The sequence below is a fragment of the Amycolatopsis bartoniae genome (genome assembly GCF_014191255.1).
Classification (GTDB): domain Bacteria; phylum Actinomycetota; class Actinomycetes; order Mycobacteriales; family Pseudonocardiaceae; genus Amycolatopsis_E; species Amycolatopsis_E bartoniae.
In genome coordinates, this window is sequence record NZ_JACHWH010000004.1 from 302,158 (window position 1) to 323,314 (window position 21,157).

The 21,157-nt window shown below is 70.6% G+C and carries 20 protein-coding genes; 17 read left to right on the plus strand and 3 right to left on the minus strand.

What is annotated here, in order from left to right; genetic code table 11:
• The first annotated feature begins 133 nt into the window (after positions 1-133).
• On the plus strand, positions 134-2,863 hold the full coding sequence (locus FHX82_RS22760; RefSeq protein ID WP_145936621.1) for a bifunctional acetate--CoA ligase family protein/GNAT family N-acetyltransferase: 2,730 nt from the start codon (positions 134-136) through the stop codon (positions 2,861-2,863).
• Between the two features lie 128 nt (positions 2,864-2,991).
• Here FHX82_RS22760 and FHX82_RS22765 read toward each other — a convergent pair whose 3' ends face one another.
• From FHX82_RS22765 to FHX82_RS22775, 3 genes are read right to left on the minus strand one after another with little or no spacing between them, the layout of a single operon-like run.
• A complete protein-coding gene (locus FHX82_RS22765) occupies positions 2,992-4,485 on the minus strand; it encodes a long-chain-fatty-acid--CoA ligase (RefSeq protein ID WP_145936620.1) in 1,494 nt (497 codons plus the stop codon).
• The gene (locus FHX82_RS22770; protein ID WP_145936619.1) at positions 4,482-5,486 is read right to left on the minus strand and encodes an acyl-CoA dehydrogenase family protein; all 1,005 of its coding nucleotides are present in this window, start codon (positions 5,484-5,486) and stop codon (positions 4,482-4,484) included. The genes FHX82_RS22765 and FHX82_RS22770 overlap by 4 nt, the downstream gene beginning before the upstream one ends.
• A 9-nt stretch (positions 5,487-5,495) precedes the next feature.
• Positions 5,496-6,668 carry an acyl-CoA dehydrogenase family protein gene (locus FHX82_RS22775; RefSeq protein WP_145936618.1) on the minus strand — a complete coding sequence of 391 codons (1,173 nt, stop codon included), beginning with the start codon at positions 6,666-6,668 and terminating at the stop codon, positions 5,496-5,498.
• 101 nt (positions 6,669-6,769) lie between these two features.
• Between FHX82_RS22775 and FHX82_RS22780 the strand changes: the two genes are divergently transcribed.
• From FHX82_RS22780 to FHX82_RS22855, 16 genes are all read left to right on the plus strand, one after another.
• Positions 6,770-6,964 (plus strand): ferredoxin, encoded by a 195-nt coding sequence (locus FHX82_RS22780; protein WP_145936617.1) that lies wholly within the window; start codon positions 6,770-6,772, stop codon positions 6,962-6,964.
• Positions 6,965-7,051: 87 nt separating this feature from the next.
• Positions 7,052-8,140, plus strand: coding sequence for a zinc-binding dehydrogenase (locus FHX82_RS22785; RefSeq protein WP_145936616.1), 1,089 nt, complete (start codon positions 7,052-7,054; stop codon positions 8,138-8,140).
• Positions 8,137-8,964 carry an SDR family NAD(P)-dependent oxidoreductase gene (locus tag FHX82_RS22790; protein ID WP_145936615.1) on the plus strand — a complete coding sequence of 276 codons (828 nt, stop codon included), beginning with the start codon at positions 8,137-8,139 and terminating at the stop codon, positions 8,962-8,964. Before FHX82_RS22785 ends, FHX82_RS22790 begins: the two co-directional genes overlap by 4 nt.
• The gene (locus FHX82_RS22795; protein ID WP_145936614.1) at positions 8,961-10,472 is read left to right on the plus strand and encodes an aldehyde dehydrogenase family protein; all 1,512 of its coding nucleotides are present in this window, start codon (positions 8,961-8,963) and stop codon (positions 10,470-10,472) included. The genes FHX82_RS22790 and FHX82_RS22795 overlap by 4 nt, the downstream gene beginning before the upstream one ends.
• The gene (locus FHX82_RS22800) at positions 10,473-11,228 is read left to right on the plus strand and encodes a glucose 1-dehydrogenase (RefSeq protein ID WP_145936613.1); all 756 of its coding nucleotides are present in this window, start codon (positions 10,473-10,475) and stop codon (positions 11,226-11,228) included.
• A 114-nt stretch (positions 11,229-11,342) separates the two neighbouring features.
• A complete protein-coding gene (locus FHX82_RS22805; protein WP_145936612.1) occupies positions 11,343-12,137 on the plus strand; it encodes an MlaE family ABC transporter permease in 795 nt (264 codons plus the stop codon).
• Positions 12,137-12,994, plus strand: a complete 858-nt coding sequence (locus FHX82_RS22810) for an MlaE family ABC transporter permease (protein ID WP_145936611.1) — start codon at positions 12,137-12,139, stop codon at positions 12,992-12,994. Before FHX82_RS22805 ends, FHX82_RS22810 begins: the two co-directional genes overlap by 1 nt.
• A complete protein-coding gene (locus FHX82_RS22815; protein ID WP_145936610.1) occupies positions 12,991-14,322 on the plus strand; it encodes an MCE family protein in 1,332 nt (443 codons plus the stop codon). The genes FHX82_RS22810 and FHX82_RS22815 overlap by 4 nt, the downstream gene beginning before the upstream one ends.
• Complete coding sequence (locus tag FHX82_RS22820; protein WP_145936609.1) at positions 14,319-15,362, plus strand: MCE family protein; 1,044 nt, start codon at positions 14,319-14,321, stop codon at positions 15,360-15,362. Before FHX82_RS22815 ends, FHX82_RS22820 begins: the two co-directional genes overlap by 4 nt.
• Positions 15,359-16,387, plus strand: a complete 1,029-nt coding sequence (locus FHX82_RS22825) for an MCE family protein (protein WP_145936608.1) — start codon at positions 15,359-15,361, stop codon at positions 16,385-16,387. Before FHX82_RS22820 ends, FHX82_RS22825 begins: the two co-directional genes overlap by 4 nt.
• A 1-nt stretch (position 16,388) precedes the next feature.
• Complete coding sequence (locus FHX82_RS22830) at positions 16,389-17,576, plus strand: MCE family protein (RefSeq protein WP_145936607.1); 1,188 nt, start codon at positions 16,389-16,391, stop codon at positions 17,574-17,576.
• The gene (locus FHX82_RS22835) at positions 17,573-18,745 is read left to right on the plus strand and encodes an MCE family protein (protein WP_145936606.1); all 1,173 of its coding nucleotides are present in this window, start codon (positions 17,573-17,575) and stop codon (positions 18,743-18,745) included. Before FHX82_RS22830 ends, FHX82_RS22835 begins: the two co-directional genes overlap by 4 nt.
• Positions 18,742-19,980 (plus strand): MlaD family protein, encoded by a 1,239-nt coding sequence (locus tag FHX82_RS22840; protein ID WP_145936605.1) that lies wholly within the window; start codon positions 18,742-18,744, stop codon positions 19,978-19,980. Before FHX82_RS22835 ends, FHX82_RS22840 begins: the two co-directional genes overlap by 4 nt.
• Positions 19,977-20,471, plus strand: coding sequence for an Rv1363c family protein (locus FHX82_RS22845; protein WP_308431620.1), 495 nt, complete (start codon positions 19,977-19,979; stop codon positions 20,469-20,471). The genes FHX82_RS22840 and FHX82_RS22845 overlap by 4 nt, the downstream gene beginning before the upstream one ends.
• The gene (locus FHX82_RS22850) at positions 20,471-20,644 is read left to right on the plus strand and encodes a hypothetical protein (RefSeq protein ID WP_183176774.1); all 174 of its coding nucleotides are present in this window, start codon (positions 20,471-20,473) and stop codon (positions 20,642-20,644) included. Before FHX82_RS22845 ends, FHX82_RS22850 begins: the two co-directional genes overlap by 1 nt.
• Complete coding sequence (locus tag FHX82_RS22855) at positions 20,641-21,144, plus strand: hypothetical protein (RefSeq protein ID WP_229881421.1); 504 nt, start codon at positions 20,641-20,643, stop codon at positions 21,142-21,144. The genes FHX82_RS22850 and FHX82_RS22855 overlap by 4 nt, the downstream gene beginning before the upstream one ends.
• The last annotated feature ends 13 nt before the right edge of the window (positions 21,145-21,157 follow it).

Consider the following 21,157-nt stretch of genomic DNA (forward strand, 5'->3'; position numbering starts at 1 on the left):
CGGCAGTGGGGTCAGTGCTGACCGCGGTGGCAGTGGGGTGGGTGGCGGCAGTGGGATCAGCGGTGATCGCGGCGGCGGTGCGGTGAGTGGTGACCGCGGGGTCAGTGGCGACAGTGGGGTAAGTGGCCGCGGGGTGAGTGGTGATCGCGGCGGCAGTGCTGACAGCGGCGACAGCGGGGTCAAGCACGGGCCCCGCGATGCGTACGACTACCCGCGGCAGTGGGAGGCGGATGTGGTGCTCTCCGACGGGGGCACTGTCCACTTGCGACCAATCGTGCCGAGTGACGCCGAGGCGCTCGTCAAGTTCCACGGCCGGCTCTCCGAGCGCACCCGCTACCTCCGCTACTTCGGCGCGTACCCCCGCATCCCGCAGCGGGACCTCGAACGCTTCACCGTCGTCGACCACCACGACCGGGTGGCGTTCGTCGCACTGCTGGGGGACGACATCGTCGCCGTCGGGCGGTACGAGCGGCTCGGTCACAAACCGTCCGCGGAGGTGGCCTTCGTCGTCGACGACGGGCACCAGGGGCGCGGGCTCGGGTCCATCCTGCTGGAACACCTCGCCGCCGCCGCGTCGGAGTCCGGGTTGCGGCGCTTCGTCGCCGAGGTGCTCGCCGAGAACTCCGCCATGGTGCGCGTCTTCCGCGACGCCGGGTACCAGGTCAGCCGCGCCATCGAGGAAGGCGTGCTGCACCTCGAGTTCGACATCGACCCCACCGAGGAGTCCCTCGCCGTCGCCCGCGCGCGCGAACAGGCCGCCGAGGCGCGCAGCGTGCACAACCTCCTGCACCCGCGTTCCGTCGCCGTCATCGGGGCCAGCACCGACTCCACCAAGGTCGGCTACGTCGTCTTCTCCAACCTGCTCACCGCCGACTTCGCGGGCACCGTCTACCCGGTCAACCCGGAACACCGCTCGGTGCGGGGCGTGCGCGCGTACAAATCGGTGCTGGAGATCCCCGACCCCGTCGACCTCGCCGTCGTCGCCGTGCCCGCCGACCAGGTCGAGTCCGTCCTCGACGGGGCGCTCGCCAAGGGCGTCAAGACACTCCTGATCGTCACCGCCGGATTCGCCGAGGCCGGGCCGCACGGCCTGCACGCCGAGCTGCGGCTCGTCGGCGAGGCCCGCGCCCACGGCATGCGCGTCGTCGGGCCCAACGCGCTCGGCGTGCTCAACACCGACCCCTCGGTGCGCCTCAACGCCACCCTCGCCCCGCGCCTGCCCGCCCGCGGCCGCGCCGGGTTCTTCTGCCAGTCCGGTGCGCTGGGCACCGCGATCCTCGCCGACGCGGAGTCGCGCGGGCTCGGGCTGTCGACGTTCGTCTCCGCGGGCAACCGCGCCGACGTCTCCGGCAATGACCTGCTGCAGTACTGGGAAACCGACCCCGCCACCGACCTCGTGCTGCTGTACCTGGAGTCCTTCGGCAACCCGCGCAAGTTCGCGCGGCTCGCCCGGCGGCTCGGGCGCAGCAAGCCGATCGTCGCGGTCAAGTCCGGGCGCCACGCCGTGCGCCCGCAGCTGGCCGCGAACTCCGCCGAGGTCGACGAGTCCAGCGTGCAGGCGCTGTTCGAGCAGGCCGGGGTCGTGCGGGTGGAGACACTGGCGCAGCTGTTCGACACCGCGCTCGTGTTCGCGCACCAGCCGCTGCCCGCGGGACCGCGGGTCGGCATCGTCGGCAATTCCAGCGCGATCGGCCTGCTCGCCGCCGACACCGCCCGCGCGCAGGGGTTGCGGCTGGCGTTCGAGCCGGTGGACATCGGGCCGCAGGCGGGCCCGGAGGAGTTCGCCGCGGCCGTGCGCGAAGCGCTGAACTCGCCGGAGACCGACGCGCTCGTGGCGGTGTTCGTGCCGCCCGTCGCCACGCCGGGCGCGGAGTACGCGCGGGCGCTGCGCGACGCCGTGCAGGAGCTGAACCTCAACAAGCCGATCGTGTCGACCTTCCTCGCCGTCGAGGGCGTGCCCGCCGAGCTCGCGGTGTCCGATGAGGACGGTGCGCCGGGCAAGGGTTCGATCCCGTCGTTCTCCAGCCCCGAGCGTGCGGTCGTCGCGCTGGCGCGGGTCGTGCGGTACGCGGCGTGGCGGCAGCGGCCGCAGGGACACCTGGTGCGGCCGGCCGGGATCCACGCCGAAGCGGCGCAGGACATCGTGCGTGAAATCCTCGACGAGCAGGACCGGAACGTGGTGCTGGAGGACTCCGACGTCGTGCGACTGCTGGGCTGCTACGGCGTCGACGTCGTGCCGTTCCGGGTCGTCTCGACCCCCGACGACGCCGTCGCGGCCGCCGAGGAACTGGGGTATCCCGTGGCGGTGAAGGCGGTCGACGAGCGGTTGCGCGGGCGCCCGGATCTCGCGGGGGTGCGGCTGGACCTGGGCTCGGAGGACTCGGTCCGGCGTGGTTACCGCGATCTGCGCGAGGTGTCGCACGAGGACGACATGTACGTGCAGCGGATGGCGCCCAAGGGCATCTCGTGCTTCATCGGCTTGCAGGACGACCCGTCGTTCGGCTCGCTGGTGTCGTTCGGGTTGTCGGGATTGGTGAGCACGCTGCTGGGTGACCGGGCGTACCGGGCGGTGCCACTGACGGATGTCGACGCCGCGACGCTCATCCGCGAGCCGAAGAGCGCGCCGCTGCTGACCGGCTACCGCGGCGACGAACCCGCGGACCTGGCGGCGTTGCAGGACGTGGTGTTGCGGGTGGCGGCGCTGGCGGAGGACAACCCGGAGGTGCGGTCGCTGAGCCTCGACCCGGTGATGGCGTCCCCGGAGGGCGCGTTCGTGGCCAACGCGCGGATCGTGCTCGGCCCGCCGCCCGCCCGCCCGGACACCGGGCCACGCCGGCTGAGGCCGATCAACTCGCTGGATTGAGGGCTGGGGACGGTGGCAGTTCAACTCGGTCGGCGCCGGGATCGGCTGGTGCCGGTTCGTGGCGGGGTGCACCGCCGGGTCGGGCCGTCGCCTGCCCGGCCGCGCCGGGCCGCGGCGGTTGCGGCCGGTCAACTCGCTTGGTCGACCGCTGAGACGGGTTGATACGAACACCCGGCGCGGATCCACACCGGGTCCGCACAATGAGGGCCCTCGGCGGACAACTGGCGTTTGACGACCTTGAACGTCGCCGTTCGGGGGAGTTCCGCGGCGATGCGGACGTAGCGGGGCACCTGTTTCGGGCCGAGGTCCGGCTGCTCCGCGACGAACTCCCCGAACTCCGCCGGGTCGAGGGGGCGTGCCAGGACCAACGCGGCCATCACCTGGTCGCCCGCCACCGGGTCCGGGACCGCGTACACCGCCGCCTCCGCAACGGCCGGGTGGCGGCGCAGGACGCGTTCGATCGGGGCTGTGCCGAGGTTTTCGCCGTCCACTCTGAGCCAGTCGCCCAGGCGGCCGGCGAAATAGCAGTAGCCCTCGGAGTCCACGTACGCCAGGTCGCCGGTGTGGTACCAGCCGTCGCGCATCCGCTCGGCGTCCGCCGCCGGGTCGCGGTAGTAGCCTGCGAACGCGCCCGCGCCCGCCGTGTTGACCAGTTCACCGACGACGCCGGCCGGACACCGCTGTCCGGTTTCCGGATCGACCACCAGCACGCCCTCCGGCAACGGGCCCAGCGAACCGGACGGCGTGTCCGGCGTGCGGGAGAAGCCGATACCGCCCTCCGTCGAGCCGAAAGCGTCGACCACGCGGCAGCCGAACCGTCGTTCGAACGAGCGGAGATCCGCCTCCGCGCCTTCGTTGCCGTACACGATGCGCAACGGATTCTCGGCATCGTCCGGCCGCTCGGGCGTGGTCAGCACGTACGACAGCGGCTTGCCGACGTAGTTCGCATACCTGGCACCGAACTTCCGGACATCGGGCAGGAAACCCGAAGCCGAGAACCGGCGGCGCAACGCGATCGTCGCCCCGGCCGCGAGACCGACGCCCCAGCCCGCCATCACCGCGTTGGAGTGGAACATCGGCATCGACACGTACACGGTGTCCGCAGTGGACAGTTCAAACCGCGAAGCCAGCATCACCCCGGGACCGGTGATCTTCTCATGCGTACAACGCACCGCCTTCGGATCGCCACTGGTGCCGGAGGTGAAGATCAGCATCAGCAGGTCCTCCGGCGCGGCCGGCACCGGATCGAAAGCCGAACGGGGCGGGGTTTCCAGCAGGTGCACCGGCACGTCGAGCCCGTCGAGCAACGGCGCGTACCGCGGTTCCGTCAGCACGAACTGGCAGTCGGCCAGCCGGACGTCCCGTGCCAGCGCCTCGCCGCGGCGCGTCGGGTTCAGGCCCACCAGCACCGAACCCGACAACGCGCAGCCGCCGAGCAGGAACGAAAACGCCGGGATGTTGTCCGCCAGCAGCCCGACATGCGGTGGCGCGCCCGGACGGAGCATCCGCCGCAGCATCGCCGCGTGGTCCACGCACGCCCGCACGTGCTCGTCGCCGGTGTAGCACTCGTCCTCGAACCGCAGGCCGGGGCGGCGGGAGAGCAGCAGCTCGGTGACCGTCATGCGGGTTCCGCGGCCAGCAGGTCGCCGAGCGCACGCAGGTGCGCGGTCGCGCCGCCCAAGGTGAACTCGATCCGCTTGGCCACCGCGAAGTACCGGTGCACCGGGTGCTCGACGTCGATGCCGACCCCGCCGTGCAGGTGGACCGCGGTGTGCGCGACGCGGTGCCCGGCCTCCGCGGCCCAGTACTTGGCCGTCGCGACCTCCTCCGCCGCGGGCAACCCCTCCGCGAGCCGCCACGCGGCCTGCCACAACGACAACCGCACGGCCTCGACGTCGATGTACGCGTCCGCCAGCCGTTGCCGCACCGCCTGGAACCCGGCGAGCGGATGGCCGAACTGCTCTCGCTCCCGGGCGTACCGGGCGGTGCGTTCCAGCGCGCTCTCCAGCACACCGAGCTGCACCGCGCACAGCCCCACCGTGCCCCGCAAGCGCAACCATTCGGCCGAAACAGCCAGCGAGGCACCGGAAACACCTTCGAGCCGCACCAGTGCCGCATCGGCCGCGTCGATCACGCTCTGCCGCTGCACGTCGGCGTGCTCGACGAGGAAGACCCCCTCATCGGTGGGGACCACGAACCCGTCCGCGAACGCGCCGAACGGCACCGCCGTCTGCTCGCCGGAAATCCGGCCGTCCTCGACCGAAAACCCCGGCGCGGCGCCGACGTCCGGCAGCGCCACCGCGAGCACCCGCTCGCCCCGCACCACCGGCATCGCCCACCGCTCGATCTGCTCGGGCGTGCCGAAGGCGAAGATCGCCGCCGCGGCCGTGGTCCGCGACGGCAGGTACGGCACCGGCGCGACGGCCCGGCCGATCTCGGTCAGCACCGCGCACTGCTCCAGCAGGCCGAAGTCCGCGTCGACGACGCCGACGCGGCCCAGCTCACGCCACAGCCCGGGGTCGAACCCGCCTTCCCCGTGCTGCCCGGGTTTCGTGCGGTCGCCGAGCACGCGACGGGTGAGCGCGGCCAGCTCCCGCTGGGCTTCGCTGAGCGAAAAATCCACGACGGCTCCTCACCGGGTGACGGGCAGGGCGAGCGCGGTGGCGGCGATCAGGTCGCGCTGGATCTCGTTGGTGCCGCCGCCGAAGGTCAGGATCAACGCGGACCGGTGCGCGCGTTCGAGCCGGCCGCGCAGCACCGCGCCCGGCGAGCCCTCGCGGACCACCGCGCCCGCGCCGACGACCTCCATCAGCAGCCGGTACGCCTCGATGGCCAGCTCGGTGCCGAACACCTTCGTCGCCGACGCCTCCGCCGGGCCCAGGTCCGGGGTGGACGCGATCCGCCAGTTCCGCAGCTTGAGGTACTCGCCGTGGGCGTGCACGCGGGCGAGGTGCAGCCGGACCCATTCGGCGTCGATCACGCGGCTGCCGTCCGGCTGTTTCGTCTCCTGCGCCCACCGCCGCACCTCGCGCAGCGCCGACAGCACGGGCGCGGCCGAGGTGAGCGCGACGCGTTCGTGGTTGAGCTGGTTGGTGATCAGCGGCCAGCCCGCGTTCTCCTCGCCGATGCGCGCGCTCACCGGCACGCGGACGCCGTCGTAGTACGTGGCGCTGGTGCCCACACCCGCGACCGTGCGGACCTTCGTCCACGAGAAGCCGTCCGCGGTGGTCGGCACCATCAGGATGCTGAGGCCCTTGTGCTTGCGGGCGTCCGGATCGGTGCGGGCCGCGAGCCACACGTAGTCGGCGTACTCGATGAGGCTCGTCCACATCTTCTGCCCGGTGATGACGTACTCGTCGCCGTCTCGGACCGCGCGCGTGCGCAGCGACGCGAGGTCCGTGCCCGCGCCCGGTTCGGAGTAACCGATCGAGAAGTGCAGCTCGCCCGCGGCGATCTTCGGCAGGTAGAACGTCTTCTGTTCTTCGGTGCCGAACCGCATGATCGTGGGACCCACGGTGTTGACCGTCAGGAACGGCACCGGCACCCCGGCGACGGCCGCCTCGTCGGTGAAGACGAGCTGTTCCAGCATGGAGCGCGCCTGCCCGCCGTAGGCTTCCGGCCACCCGATCGCGAGCCAGCCGTCGCGGCCTAGTTCGCGCACGATCTCCTTGTATGCCAAGCCGTTTCCGTATTCGCCATTGTCGGCGGCAAGCGCTTCCCGGCGGTCGGGGGTCATCAGCTTCGCGAAGTAGGTGCGCAGCTCGTCCCGCAGTTCCCGCTGCTGCGCGGTGTAGTCGATCCGCATGCGTCACCTCCGGGGCACCCGCTCGTTCTGGTAGCGAAGCGGGCGCGGCGCTAGTCTAGAACCTGTTCTAGTTCTACCAGCTCTGCCCGACGGGAGGAAGCATGCGCGCCGAGGTCGACCGGGACCTGTGTGAGGCGAACGGGGTGTGCGCGGGGCTCGCGCCGGCCGTGTTCGAGCTGGACGACGAGGACGAGCTGGTCGTCAAGCAGTCCGAGGTTCTGCCCGAAGAAGTAGAACGTGTTACTCAAGCGGTGGCCGCTTGTCCGCGAAATGCCCTGTTCATCCGGGATCGATAGCCTCTTGCCGAAGACGAGAACAGATTCTAGTCTGTGCCGGAGGAGGCGGGCCGACGAGGGCTTGCCGCGCCAGCGAGGAGGCTGCCCGTGAGAGCCGCCGTACTGAACGCGATCGGCGATGACAAGCTCGAGCTGCGCGACGACGTCACCACCGTCGATCCCGGCCCGCACGAGGTGCGGATCAAGGTCCGGGCCTCGGGCATCTGCCACAGCGACCTCTCCGCGATGGACGGGACGCTGCCCGCGCTCGCGCCGGGGATCGTGGGGCACGAGGGCGCGGGGGAGATCGTCGACGTGGGGTCCGCGGTCGAGCACCTCGCGCCGGGCGACCACGTCACCGTCTCGTTCGTGCCGCCGTGTGGCGCCTGCCCGAGCTGCCTCCGGGGCGAGCCCAACCTCTGCGCGGTGCACGCGATCGCCGCGTTCACCACGCCGCGCTTCCGGCTCGGCGAAACGCCGGTGTTCGGCTACGCGGGGCTCGGCACGTTCGCCGAGGAGCTCGTCGTACCGGCCTCGGGTGCCATCAAGGTGGACCCGGACGTGCCGTTCGAGACGGCCGCGCTCATCGCGTGCGGCGTGCTGACCGGCGTCGGCGCGGTGCTGAACACCGCGAAGGTGCGTCCGGGCTCCACGGTCGTCGTGATCGGCTGCGGTGGCGTCGGCATCTCGGTGATCCAGGGCGCGCGGCTCGCGGGCGCGACGACGATCGTCGCCGTCGACCCGGTGGAGGGCAAGCACGCCATCGCGAAGCGGTTCGGCGCCACGCACGCCACCACGCCCGACGGGCTGGAGGCGCTCAAACAGCAGGTCACGAACGCCGAGGGGTTCGATTACGCCTTCGACGTCGTCGGACTGCCCGTCACCATCCGGTCGGCGTGGGACTCCGCGCGCCGCGGCGGTTCCGTGGTCGTCGTGGGCGCCGGGCGCGGGGACGCGATGGTCCAGTTCAGCGCCCAGGAGCTGTTCCTGCACGACAAGAAGATCCTCGGCTCGTTCTACGGTTCCTCGCACGTGCACCACGACACCGGGCAGATGCTGCGGTTCTGGCGCGCTGGCCTGCTGGACCTCGACGGCATGATCTCCCGGCGCCTGCCGTTCGACGAGCTCAACGACGGCCTCGCCACGCTGCGCGACGGCAGCACCGACGTGATCCGCCAGGTGGTGACTCTCGGGTGAACCGGGTCGCCATTGTCACCGGCGCCGGGGCCGGGCTGGGGCGCGCGGAAGCGCTCGCGCTGGCCCGGGACGGCGCGGCCGTCGTCGTCAACGACGTGGCCGACACCGACGTGGTCGACGAGATCGAAGCCGCGGGCGGAAAAGCGTTGCTGGTCAAGGGAGACGTGGGCGAGCGCGAAACCGCCGACGCACTCGTGGCCGCCGCGCTGGAACACTTCGGCGGGTTGCACGTGGTGGTCAACAACGCCGGGGTGCTGCGTGACCGGATGATCTTCTCGATGTCCGACGAGGAGTGGGACACCGTGCTCCGCGTGCACCTGCGCGGGCACTTCCTGCTGTCCCGCAACGCCACCGCGCACTGGCGGCAACAGTCCAAAGTGGAAGGACGACAGGTCTACGCGCGGATCGTCAACACAGCGTCCGAAGCCTTCCTGTTCGGTTCCGCCGGACAACCCAACTACGCCGCCGCCAAGGCCGGGATCGCCGCGCTCACCGTGGCGACGGCCCGCGGCTGCGCCCGCTACGGCGTGCGCGCCAACGCGATCTGCCCGCGGGCACGCACCGCGATGACGGCGGGGACCTTCGGCGACGCGCCGGAAGGGCCGGACCCGCTGTCGGTCGACCACGTGGCGCCCTTCGTCGCCCATCTCGCCTCACCCGAGGCGGAACCCGTCAACGGCCAGGTCTTCGTGGTGCACGGCGGAAAGGTCGCGCTCGTGCGGCCGCCGTCGCTGGAACGCACGTGGGACCTCGCCGACCTTCCCGAGCTGCCCGGCTGGTTCGCCGGCCGGGACCGGATGTTCGCCAGTCAGGAGCTGCTATGACCCTCACCGTGCAACCGCACCGCGAATCCGTCGGGCTCAAGACCGGGCAGCTGCTCGTCGACGGCCAGTGGGGACCGGGCAGCGGCGGCGGAACCTGGACCCACCGGCACCCGGCCACCGGCGAGGAGATCGGCGAGTTCGCCGTCGCGACGGCCGCCGACGTGGACGCGGCCGTCGAGTCCGCGCGCCGCGCCTTCGACTCCGGTGCCTGGTCGAACTCCCGCGCGGGCGTCCGGATCAAGCTGCTGCACCGCTACGCCGACCTGTTGCGTGAGCACGCCGAGGAGCTGCGGTCGTTGCAGGCGCTGGACAACTCGGTGCCGTTGTCGTTCAGCGGCAACATCTACGCCACCTCCGTCGAGGCCGCCGCGGACGTGTTCGACCACCACGCCGGGTGGGTCGACAAGCTCGGCGGGCAGACTCTGCCGCCGTACCAGGGCGGCGACCACCTGGCGATGACGTTCCGCGAGCCGATCGGTGTGGTGGCGGCGATCCTGCCGTGGAACGCGCCGTTCCTGCTGTTCGCGCAGAAGGTCGCGCCCGCGCTCGGCGCCGGCTGCACGATCGTGCTCAAGCCGTCGGAGTACTGCACGTTCACCGTGCTGCGGATGGTCGAGCTGCTGACCGAGGCGGGGCTGCCGCCGGGCACGCTCAACGTCGTCACCGGCCCGGGCGATCCGGTCGGCGAGGCGCTGATCACGCACCGGGACGTCGACAAGATCAGCTTCACCGGCAGCCGCGGTGTGGGCAAGCACATCGTCGAGGCGTCTGCCGGCACGCTCAAGCGCGTTTCCCTGGAGCTGGGCGGAAAGAGCCCGGCGCTGGTGTTCGCCGACGCGCCGAACGTCGGGCTCGCGGCCGCCACCACGATCGGCGCGGTCACGATGGGCCTGTCCGGGCAGGCGTGCGTCGCCAACACCCGCGCGCTGGTGCACCGCGAGGTCTACGACGAGTTCATCGCCGCCGCACAGGGCATGGCCGCCGCGATCACCTACGGCGACCCGTTCGACCCGGGCGTGCTGTCCTGCCCGCTGATCAACGAACGGCAGCTCGACCGCGTGCTCGGCTACATCGAGCAGGGCAAGCGGGAGGCGCGGCTGGTCACCGGCGGCGAACGGCTCGGCGGCGACCTCGCGGCGGGCAACTTCGTCGCGCCGACGATCTTCGCCGACGTCGCCAACGACGCCACCATCGCGCAGGAGGAGATCTTCGGCCCGGTGCTCGCGGTCGTCCCGTTCTCCGACGAGGACGAAGCGGTGCGCCTGGCCAACGACACCGAGTACGGCCTCGGCGCGAGCGTGTTCAGCGCCGACGCCCAGCGCGCGTTCCGCGTCTCACGGAAGCTCAAGGCGGGCACGATCGGCGTCAACGGCTTCCAGATCGAGCCGCACCTGCCGTTCGGCGGGTTCAAGCAGTCCGGGCTCGGCCGCGAGGGCGGGCTCTCCGCCATCGAGGCCTACACCGAGCTGAAGTCGGTGTTCATGCCGCTGACCGATGAGCTGATGTAGATGGGCAGGCTCGACGGGAAGGTGGCATTGGTCACCGGTGCGGCGCGCGGCCAGGGTGCCGCGGCCGCCCGGCGGTTCACCGAAGAAGGCGCCCGCGTGGTGGTCGCCGACGTGCTCGACGACGAGGGCAAGGCGCTCGCGGACGAGCTGGGCGCGGAGTACCAGCACCTCGACGTGTCCAGCGAGGACGACTGGGCCGCGGCGGTCGAGCGGACGGAACAGGAGTTCGGCTCGCTCACCGTGCTCGTCAACAACGCGGGAATCCTGCACTTCTCGGAACTCGCGAAGACCAGTCTTGCCGATTACGAACGCGTGATCAGGGTGAACCAGATCGGTGCGTTTCTCGGCATGCGCTCGGTCGTTGAACCCATGACCCGCGCGGGTGGCGGTTCGATCGTCAACGTGTCCTCAGTGGAAGGACTGGCCGGAATGCCGTTCCTGATCGCCTACACCGCGAGCAAGTTCGCGATTCGCGGAATGACGAAGGGGGCGGCGCTGGAACTGGGACCGAAGGGCATCCGGGTCAATTCCGTGCACCCCGGCATGATCGACACGCAGATGGTCTCCGACGCCGCGATGGGCGCGAAGATCGACACTTCCTGGGTGAACAAGAAGGTGGCACTGGGGCGGATCGGGCAGCCGGAGGAGGTCGCGCAGCTGGTGGTCTTCCTCGCCAGCGACGAGAGCTCGTACAGCACGGGTGCGGAGTTCGTCGTGGACGGCGGCGCGACCGCCACGCACGCACTGAGGCCGTGACGGGGACCACTGGGAGGCCGCCGATCCGATCATGTGAACACCGCTAACGGAAAGCGGACACCCATCGTGAGCAAGACTCACGAGCGACGAAGCTGAGGGGTCGGCGGAGGTGTGATGGGTTCGCGCAGTGGTACGGCCGCGGTTCCGGGTGCCGCCGCGCTGGCTCAGGTGGGGCGCCTGGCGACGCTCGCCTGGGAGGTGCTGTGCGCGATCCCGCGCCGGCCGTTCCAGTTCCGAGAGTGGATCCAGCAGTGCTGGTTCTTCGCGAGCGTCACGATCCTGCCCACCGCGCTCGTCGCGATCCCGTTCGGCGCCGTGATCGCGCTGCAGCTCGGTTCGCTCACGCAGCAGATCGGCGCGCAGTCGTTCACCGGCGCCGCGAGCGCGCTCGCGATCGTGCAGCAGGCCGCGCCGCTCATCACCGCCCTGCTCGTGGCGGGCGCGGGCGGCAGCGCGGTCTGTGCTGATATCGGCGCGCGGAAGATCCGGGAAGAGATCGACGCGATGGAGGTGCTCGGGGTCAACCCGATCCAGCGCCTCGTGGTGCCGAGGGTGCTCGCCGCGATCGTCGTGTCGCTCCTGCTCAACGGGCTGGTCAGCGTGGTCGGCGTGCTCGGCGGCTACTTCTTCAACGTCGTCATGCAGGGCGGCACGCCCGGCGCGTACCTGGCGAGCTTCAACGCCCTCGCCCAGCTGCCAGACCTCTACGTCAGCGAGGTCAAGGCGCTGCTGTACGGGTTCGTCGCCGGGGTGGTCGCGGCCTTCCGCGGGCTGAACCCGGCGGGCGGGCCGAAGGGCGTCGGTGACGCGGTGAACCAGGCGGTGGTCATCACGTTCCTGCTGCTGTTCCTGATCAACGTCGTGCTGACGGCCATCTACCTGCGGCTCGTGCCGCCGAAGGCGCTGTGATGACGACGGCCGTGGAGACCGACGAGCGCCCGGACCGGACGCTCGAACTGATCGCGCGCCCCGGCGCGATCTTCGAGGGCTTCGGCGAGCAGCTGTCGTTCTACTTCCGCGCGCTGGCGTGGGCGCCGCGCACGCTCAAGCGGTACTCCGGCGAAACGCTGCGGCTGCTGACCGAGGTGTGCTTCGGCACCGGCGGGCTCGCCGTGATCGGCGGCACGCTCGGCGTGATGATCGGCATGACGATGTTCACCGGTCTCATCGTCGGCATGCAGGGTTACGCGGCGCTGAACCAGCTCGGCACCGCCGCGCTCACCGGGTTCATCTCGGCCTACTTCAACACCCGCGAGGTCGCGCCGCTGGCCGCCGGGCTCGCGTTGTCGGCGACGGTCGGCTGCGGGTTCACCGCGCAGCTGGGCGCGATGCGGATCTCGGAGGAGATCGACGCGCTCGAAGTGATGGCCGTGCCGAGCATGCCGTACCTCGTCACCACGCGCGTGCTCGCCGGGATCGCCGCCGTGATCCCGCTGTACGCGGTTGGGCTGCTGTCGTCCTACCTGGCGTCGCGGCAGATCACGGTGTGGCTCTACGGCCAGTCCCCGGGCACCTACGACCACTACTTCACGCTGTTCCTGCCGCCCGAGGACGTGCTCTGGTCGTTCCTGAAGGTGGTGTTCTTCAGTGCGATCGTGATCCTGTCCCACTGCTACTACGGCTACACCGCCGACGGCGGCCCGGCGGGCGTGGGAGTCGCGGTGGGCCGGGCGGTGCGCACGTCGATCGTGCTGATCTCGCTGCTCGACTTCTTCCTCAGCCTCGCGATCTGGGGTGCGACGACGACGGTCAGGATCTCGGGATGAACAGGGCGGTCCTGCGGCGCAGGTTGTGGCACCAGCTGCTCGGGCTGGTCTTCCTCGTCGTGTGCGCGTTGTTCTTCGTCACCACCGTCGCGATCTACAAGAAGGCGTTCACCCCGGTGGACATGGTGCGCCTGGAGACCGACCACGTCGGCAACCAGCTCGTCGCGGGCTCGGACGTGAAGGTCCGCGGCGTGGTCGTCGGCGAGGTCCGGGTGGTCAACGCGCTCGGCGACCACGCCGCGATCGACCTCGCGCTGGACCCGGGCAAGATCGGCCAGATCCCGGAGAACGTGTCCGCGCGGCTGCTGCCGAAGACACTGTTCGGTGAACGTTACGTGGCACTGCAGCTGCCCGACCGGCCGTCGTCGCGGTCGCTGGCGGCGGGGGACGTGATCCCGCAGGACCGCAGCAGCTCGGCCGTCGAGCTGGAGAAGGTGCTCGACGACGTGATGCCGCTGCTGCAGTCGGTCCAGCCGCAGAAACTGTCCGCGACGCTGAGCGCGGTGTCGACGGCGTTGCAGGGCCGCGGCGAGCAGCTGGGGCAGACGCTGGGCAAGCTGTCGGACTACCTCGGCGGGCTCAACCCGTCGCTGCCCGACATCAAGGCCGACATCACGAGCTTTGCGAACGTGACGGACGTGTACGACAAGGCCGCTCCGGACTTCCTGCAGGCGCTGTCCGACCTCACCACCACCAGCAAGACCGTGGTGGAGAAACAACAACAGCTGACGCAGGTGTACGAGTCGGTCACCAACGTCTCGAACGACCTGACGAGCTTCCTGCGGGTCAACGAGAACAACATCATCCGGCTCACCGCCACCTCACAGTCCACATTGGACGTCCTGGCGAAGTACGCGCCCGAGTACCCCTGCCTGCTCCAGCAGTTCGCCGAGTCCGTGCCGCGCGCGTACGAGGCGTTCGGCTACGGCACCGACCAGATGAACCACGTGACGATCCGCTTCGTCGCCGACCGCACCAAGTACGTGCCCGGCCAGGACGAGCCGAAGTACACCGACAAGCGCGGCCCCCGCTGCTACCCGCAGGTGCTGCCGCCCGGGCGCTGGCCGCAGTACCCGCCGGGCGGCCCCGTCCAGGACGGCTCGACGCACCCGCCCGTGCCGCCGGGGGAGAACACGCCGTTGCCCAGCAACGGGATCATCACCGGCGGCTCGGGCACCACCGGGTCCGTCGCGAACTCCCCGGCCGAGCAGGACCTCATCGGCGTGCTCACCGCGCCTGCCCTGGACACCACCCCCGACCAGGTGCCGGGCTGGACGAGCCTGCTCGTCGGCCCGCTGTACCGGGGCACGGAGGTGGACGTCCAATGAGGAACATCGCCGCGCCGCTGATCAAGATCGTGCTCTTCGCCGTGGTCACCGTGCTGCTCACCGGCATCCTCGGCGCGACCATCGCCAACACGAACTTCGGCGTCACCGCCGGCTACACCGCACGCTTCACCGACGCCTCCGGCCTGCACGAGGGCGACGACGTGCGCATCGTGGGCGTCAAGGTCGGGCAGGTGGACGGGATTTCCGTCGCCGAGGACGGCGACCGCACGCTGGCGGACGTGCACTTCTCGATCTCCTCGGCCTACCACCTGCCCGCCGCCGTCACCGCCACCGTCAAGTACCGCAACCTCGTCGGCCAGCGCTACCTCGCGCTCGGGACCACTGTGGACGGTGCCGGTCAGCTGCCCGAGGGCGGCACCATCCCGCCCGAGCGCACGCAGCCCGCGCTCAACCTCACCGTGTTGTTCAACGGGTTCAAGCCGCTCTTCCAGGCGCTCGACCCGCAGCAGGTCAACCAGCTGTCCTACGAGATCATCCAGGTCTTCCAGGGCGAGGGCGGCACGATCGACAGCCTGCTGACCCACACCGCGTCGATCACCTCGGCCATCGCCGACAAGGACAAGGTGATCGGGCAGGTCATCGACAACCTCAACACCGTGCTGGCGACCGTCAACCAGCGCGGCCCGCAGCTGGGGAACCTGATCGACCAGACGCAGCAGCTGGTCACGGGGCTCGCCCAGCAGCGCCAGCCGATCGGCGACGCGCTGTCCGCGCTGGGCGACCTCACGAACACCACCGCGGGCCTCGTGCGGGACGCGCGCCCATCGGTCAAAGAGGACATCGCGCAGCTGGGAGTGCTTTCGGGCACCTTGTCCGACTCCGGGCAGCTGCTCGACGAGCTGCTGCAGAAGATGCCCGGCAACCTGGAGAAGTTCACCCGGACCCTGAGCTACGGCAGCTGGTACAACTACTACCTCTGCGACCTGTCCGGCACCATCGGCATCTCCGCCTTGAACATCACCCTGCCGTTGCTGCCCATCCCGGGCACCGAGATGCCGGAGAGGTGCAAGCCGTCGTGAAACGCCTGCGCGAGCGCAACCAGGCCGCGGTCGGTGCCGTGACGCTGGTGCTGGTCGTCCTCGGCACCCTCGTGTCGTACTTCTCCGACGAGCTCCCGTTGCTGGGGACGGGCACCACGTACCAGGCGTACTTCGCCGAGTCCGGTGGTCTCGTGCCGGACAACGAGGTGCAGGTGGCCGGGGTCAAGGTGGGCCAGGTCAGCTCCGTGACGCTGGCGGGCAAGCAGGTGCTGGTGAAGTTCAAGGTCAGCGACACCCGCCTCGGCGCCGCCACCACCGCGTCCATCGAGATCAAGACGCTGCTGGGCGACAAGTACCTCGCCCTGCAACCGAAGGGCGGCGGCGCGCTCGACCCGGACACCCCGATCCCGGTCAGCCGCACCACCACGCCGTTCCAGCTGCAGGACGCCTTCCAGCAGCTGTCGCAGACCGTCGGCGACATCAATACGCAACAGCTCGCGCAGAGCTTCGAGACGGTGTCGGCCGCGTTGCAGGACACGCCGCAGCCGCTCAAGGACACGCTCAACGGCCTGTCCGCGCTGTCGAAGACGGTGTCCTCACGCGACCAGGAGCTGGCGAACCTGCTCAGCAACACCAGTCAGGTCTCGAAAACGCTGTCCGACCGCAACACCCAGCTGCAGCGCGTCATCGACGACGGCAACCTGCTGCTGACCGAGCTGCAGCAGCGCCGGGACGCGATCAGCCGCCTGCTCAAGGGCACGCAGGACCTCTCCGCGCAGCTGAGCGGGCTCGTCGCGGACAACCGCGCGCAGCTGCGGCCGACACTGGACAAGCTCAACGACGTCACCACGATCCTGCAGCGCAACCAGGACAACCTCGGCCGCAGCCTCGCGCTGCTCGCGCCGTTCACGCGCGTCGGCACCAACGCCACCGGCAACGGCCGCTGGTTCGAGGGTTACATCTGCGGCCTGCTGCCGCCGGTGATCAAGGCGGGCGGGCTGTCGGTCAACCCGGAGGGCTGCACCCCGCCGATCTCCGCGCCCGACCAGGGAATGGGCAACTGACATGACCATCGACAGCGAGCCGAAGCGCAGCGCGTACCGCTGGGTGGCCGCGGCGTGCGTGGTCGCGCTGGTGCTGACCGCCGGGCTGTGGCTGGTGTTCCGCAACTCGGGCGGCACCAGGGTGTCCGCGTTGTTCGACAAGACCGTGGGTCTCTACGCCGGGTCCTCGGTGCGCGTGCTGGGCGTGCAGGTCGGGCAGATCACCAGTGTGACGCCGCAGGGTGACGTGGTGCGCGTGGACATGCGAGTCGATCCCGGGGTGCAGATCCCCGCAAACGCGGGCGCCGTCGTCGTCGCGCCCTCGCTGGTCAGCGACCGGTACGTGCAGCTCACCCCGGCCTATGACAGCGGTCCGGTGCTGGCGTCGGGCACGGTGATCCCGAAGGAGCGCACCGCGACGCCGATGGAGATCGACGACCTCTACGGCAGCCTCGACGAGCTGTCGCAGAGCCTCGGTCCCAACGGCGCCAACGCCAACGGCGCGCTGTCGGACCTGCTCGACACCGCTGCGAAGAACCTCGACGGCAGCGGCAAGAACCTGGGCGACACCGTGAACGAGCTGGCGAACCTGTCCCGCACGCTCGACGACTCCAAGGGCGACCTGTTCGCGACGATCCGGAACCTGCAGTCGTTCACCACGGCGCTGTCCGACAGCGACAACCAGCTCAACCAGTTCTACGCCCGGATGGCCGACGTGGCAGGTTTCCTGGCCGGCGACTCCGACGACGTGGGGCGGGCGCTGTCGTCGCTCGCCGGCTCGCTCGGCGACGTGCAGACCTTCGTCTCGGAGAACCGCGACCTGCTGGAGTCCAATGTGGACAAGCTGGCGAGCGTGACGCAGGTGCTCGTGGACCAGCGTGCCGCGCTCGCCGAGGTGCTCGACGTGGCGCCGACGGGCATGACGAACTTCATCAACTCCTACGACGCCGCGTCCGGCAGCGTCGCGATCCGCTACAACGCCAACGAGCTCACCAACCCGCTCGTGACGACGTTGTGCCGGATCCTCAAGGCGTCCACCCCGGTCGGCCTGCCGGACGTGGTCGGCAACCTGTGCACCGTGCTCCAGCCGGTGGTCGACGGGGTCGCGAAGATCCCCTCGATCCCGCAGCTGCTCGCCGACATCGGCAGCGGCAAGCTGCCGCCGCTGCCGTTGCTGCCGCTCGTCGAGATCCCGGAGAGTGGCTCGTGAAGCGCCTGCTCGGGGTCCTGGTCGTGGTGCTGCTGCTCGGCGGCTGCGGCACCGGCGGCTTTTCGGGGCTGTACGACCTGCCGCTGCCCGGCGGCGCCGATCTCGGCGACCACCCTTACCACGTCAGCGCGCGGTTCGCCGACGTGCTCGACCTCGTGCCGCAGGCGAGCGTGAAGGTCAACGACGTCGCCGTGGGCCGCGTGGACAAGATCGAGCTGGCGCCGGACACGCGGTCGGCGATCGTCGACATGCGGGTCAACGGCGACGTGAAGCTGCCCGCGAACTCCTACGCCGACCTGCGCCAGTCGAGCCTGCTGGGGGAGAAGTTCGTCGAGCTGCGTGAGCCCGCGTCCGGCGCCGAGGGCACGCTGACCGACAACGCGGTCATCCCGCTCGACCACACGAACCGCAACCCCGAGGTCGAGGAGGTCCTCGGCGCGCTGTCGCTGCTGCTCAACGGCGGCGGGGTGAACCAGCTGGCCGACATCACGCGCGAGCTGAACAAGACGCTCACCGGGAACGAGGCCGAGATCCGGGCGCTGCTGTCGCGGGTGGACCAGCTCGCGACCGAGCTGGACGGGCAGAAGAGCGAGATCATCCGCGCGATCGACGGGCTCAACCGCCTGTCCAGCACGCTCACCGGGCAGACGGCGAACCTGAGCAACGCGCTGGACAACCTCGCGCCCGGGCTGCAGGTCCTGACGCAGCAGCGCGACCAGCTCGTCGGGATGCTGCAGTCGCTCGACACGCTGTCCGGCGTCGCGGTGAACACGATCGACCAGAGCAAGGACCAGCTGATCGACAACCTGAAAGCGCTTACTCCCACGCTCACCAAGCTCGCCGAGGCGGGCCAGAACCTGCCCACCGCGTTGAAGATCCTGCCCACGTACCCGCTGCCGGACGTCGCCGGTGACGTGGTGAAGGGCGACTACGCGAACGTGAAGGCCCGTGTCGACCTCGACCTGAGCGGGATCCTGCAGAACATCGAGAATGCCGGGCGCGTCCAGATCGACACGCCCGCGGGCACGATCGGGATCGGGCAGGGCACGTCGTCGTCCGCGCCGCCGCTGCCGTTGCCGCAGGAGCAGCCCGCGCCGACGACTCCGTCCACACAGGACGGTGGTCTGCTCGGGAACCTGCTCGGCTCGCTGCTGGGAGGAAACCGATGATCACCAGGCGGCACCGGGTCAAGCTGCTCGCGTTCGGGCTCATCGCGGTGGTCTCCGTCGGTTACGTCGGCGGCAAGTACGCGGGGCTGGACCGGTTGTTCGGCTCGCGCGGGTACGTCGTCACGGCGCAGCTGGCCGACTCCGGCGGCATCTTCGTCAACGCCGAGGTGACCTACCGCGGGGTGTCGGTGGGCCGGGTGGCCGCGATGCGGCTGGACGAGCAGGGCGTGGCCGTGGACCTCGACATCGACTCGGGCACCGAGATCCCGGCGGCCTCGCAGGCCGTCGTCGCGGACCGCTCCGCGGTCGGCGAGCAGTACGTGGACCTGCGGCCCAGCTCCGAGGAGGGGCCGTACCTGCACGACGGGTCGGTGATCGAGCGGGCGAAGACGGCGTTGCCGGTGTCGCCGGACACCGTGCTGGCCAACCTCGACCAGTTCGTGTCCAGTGTGGACCCGGCGTCGCTGCGGACGGTGGTGGACGAGACGTACGACGCGTTCGCCGGCCGCGGCCCGGACCTGCAGCAGCTGCTCGACACCGCGGGGTCGTTCACGGACTCGGCGGCGGAGAACCTGCCGCAGACCCAGAAGCTGCTCAGCGACGGCCGCACGGTGCTGGCGACGCAGGAGCGGCAGGCGCAGAACATCACCTCACTCGCCGCTGGGTTGCGCCAGATCGCGGGGCAGCTCAAGACGTCCGACCCGGACCTGCGGAAGGTGGTCGACGAGGCGCCGCAGCTCGCGGACGACGTGGACCAGATCCTGTCCGTGTCCGGCAGCGACCTCGGCGTGCTCGTCGCGAACCTGCTGACCACGATGCAGGTGACGTCGGTGCGCACGGACGCCATCGAGGAGCAGCTGGTCGCGCTGCCGGTGATCTCGGCGTTCACGCGGTCGGTGTGGTCGAACGGCGAGGGGCACCTGGGGCTGGTGCTGAACTTCTTCGACCCGCACTCGTGCACCAAGGGCTACGAGACGACGAAGGAGCGCCCGGCGAACGACACCTCCGAGGCGCCCGCGAACACGCAGGCGTACTGCGCGGAGCCGCCCGGCAGCCCCACCGGCGTGCGGGGCGCGCAGAACGCGCCGTACGCGGGCGTGCCGGTGACGCCGGCGAAGACGTCTTCTTCGTCGCCCGCGGTGGCTCAGCAGCAGGCGCAGCTGCCCGGTCTGCTGGGCCTGTTGTCGGGGCCGGGTGCGACGGGAATCGGGCAGCTGCTGGGATTGCCAGGGTGAGGTCTCCTGCGATGGTGGTGGCGAGCGTGCTGGCCGCCGTGTCGGTGCTGGTCGCGGCGTGGTTCGGCTGGTCGTGGTGGCGTGCGGCCCACGACGACGCGGCCCGCCGCGCGGACGACCGTGACGCCGTGCTGACCGCGGCGTCCGATGCGTTGTCGGCGTTGAACACGATCGATTACCACGATCCGGGTCCGGCGGTGGACCGGTGGCTGGACGTGACGACGGGACAGCTGGGCCGGACGCTGTCGGGTGACCGGGAGGAGCAGATCGGCCGCGCCACGGCGAGCAAGACGGTGGCGAGCGCGCGGATCGACCAGGCGGCGGTGGCCGACCTGGACTCCGGCAAGGGCACGGCCAGGGTGCTCGCGGTGCTGGACGTGCAGCTGAGCACGAACGGCGCCCCGTCGGCGCAGTCGCGGGCGAGGCTGAACGCGACGCTGACCCGCACCGACGCGGGCTGGAAGGTCGACTCCGTGCAGGCGGCGGCGTGATGACGGCAGGCAGAGCGGCGGTGGGACGCGCGTCGGCGCGGACTGTGGTGGGCGAGGTGGCGTCGGGCCGGGCGGTGGTGGCGCGGGGCGTGCTGGCGGCCCGGTCGAGGGTGCCTGCCGCGGGCGGGGTGGCGCTGGCGTGGTGCGCTGCGGGTGCCGAGGTGGCGTCGTGAAGGCGGACCGGCGGGCGACGGTGCTCGCGGTGCTGACTGCGGTGGTCGTGCTGGCCATCGGCGCGGCGGTGTGGTCGATCCTCCAGGTGCGGGCGATCCACGGCGGCAACCGCGCGGTGGCCGACACGACGGCGACGGCCGAGGTCACCGATCAGGTCGGGAACGACGTGAAGGCGCTCTTCTCCTACGACTACGCGAACCTGGCCCGCACCGAACGGGCCGCGGCGAGCGTGCTGGTGGACGAGGCGGTGGGGCAGTACCAGTCGGGCTACGCGGCGGCCAAGCAGCAGGCGCTCGACCAGAAGCTGGTGCGCACCACGACGATCAGCGCGGCGGGCGTGCAGGACCTGCGCGGCGACACGGCGCACGTGCTGGTGTTCCTCGACCAGCAGACGCTGGTGACCACGTCGAACCAGCAGTCCTCGGCCTCGGCGGCGCTCGCGGTGACGGCCCGCCGGGTCGACGGCACATGGAAAATCGCGAGCATGACCGCCCTGTAGCCGCCACGATGGG

Excerpts from the sequence above, each read along its gene's own strand:
- FHX82_RS22815 (WP_145936610.1), top strand. The coding sequence starts at position 12,991 with ATGAACAGGGCGGTCCTGCGGCGCAGGTTGTGGCACCAGCTGCTCGGG.
- FHX82_RS22765 (WP_145936620.1), bottom strand. The coding sequence starts at position 4,485 with ATGACGGTCACCGAGCTGCTGCTCTCCCGCCGCCCCGGCCTGCGGTTC.
- FHX82_RS22830 (WP_145936607.1), top strand. The coding sequence starts at position 16,389 with ATGACCATCGACAGCGAGCCGAAGCGCAGCGCGTACCGCTGGGTGGCC.
- FHX82_RS22840 (WP_145936605.1), top strand. The coding sequence starts at position 18,742 with ATGATCACCAGGCGGCACCGGGTCAAGCTGCTCGCGTTCGGGCTCATC.
- FHX82_RS22850 (WP_183176774.1), top strand. The coding sequence starts at position 20,471 with ATGACGGCAGGCAGAGCGGCGGTGGGACGCGCGTCGGCGCGGACTGTG.
- FHX82_RS22795 (WP_145936614.1), top strand. The coding sequence starts at position 8,961 with ATGACCCTCACCGTGCAACCGCACCGCGAATCCGTCGGGCTCAAGACC.
- FHX82_RS22800 (WP_145936613.1), top strand. The coding sequence starts at position 10,473 with ATGGGCAGGCTCGACGGGAAGGTGGCATTGGTCACCGGTGCGGCGCGC.
- FHX82_RS22820 (WP_145936609.1), top strand. The coding sequence starts at position 14,319 with ATGAGGAACATCGCCGCGCCGCTGATCAAGATCGTGCTCTTCGCCGTG.
- FHX82_RS22805 (WP_145936612.1), top strand. The coding sequence starts at position 11,343 with ATGGGTTCGCGCAGTGGTACGGCCGCGGTTCCGGGTGCCGCCGCGCTG.
- FHX82_RS22775 (WP_145936618.1), bottom strand. The coding sequence starts at position 6,668 with ATGCGGATCGACTACACCGCGCAGCAGCGGGAACTGCGGGACGAGCTG.
- FHX82_RS22780 (WP_145936617.1), top strand. The coding sequence starts at position 6,770 with ATGCGCGCCGAGGTCGACCGGGACCTGTGTGAGGCGAACGGGGTGTGC.
- FHX82_RS22810 (WP_145936611.1), top strand. The coding sequence starts at position 12,137 with ATGACGACGGCCGTGGAGACCGACGAGCGCCCGGACCGGACGCTCGAA.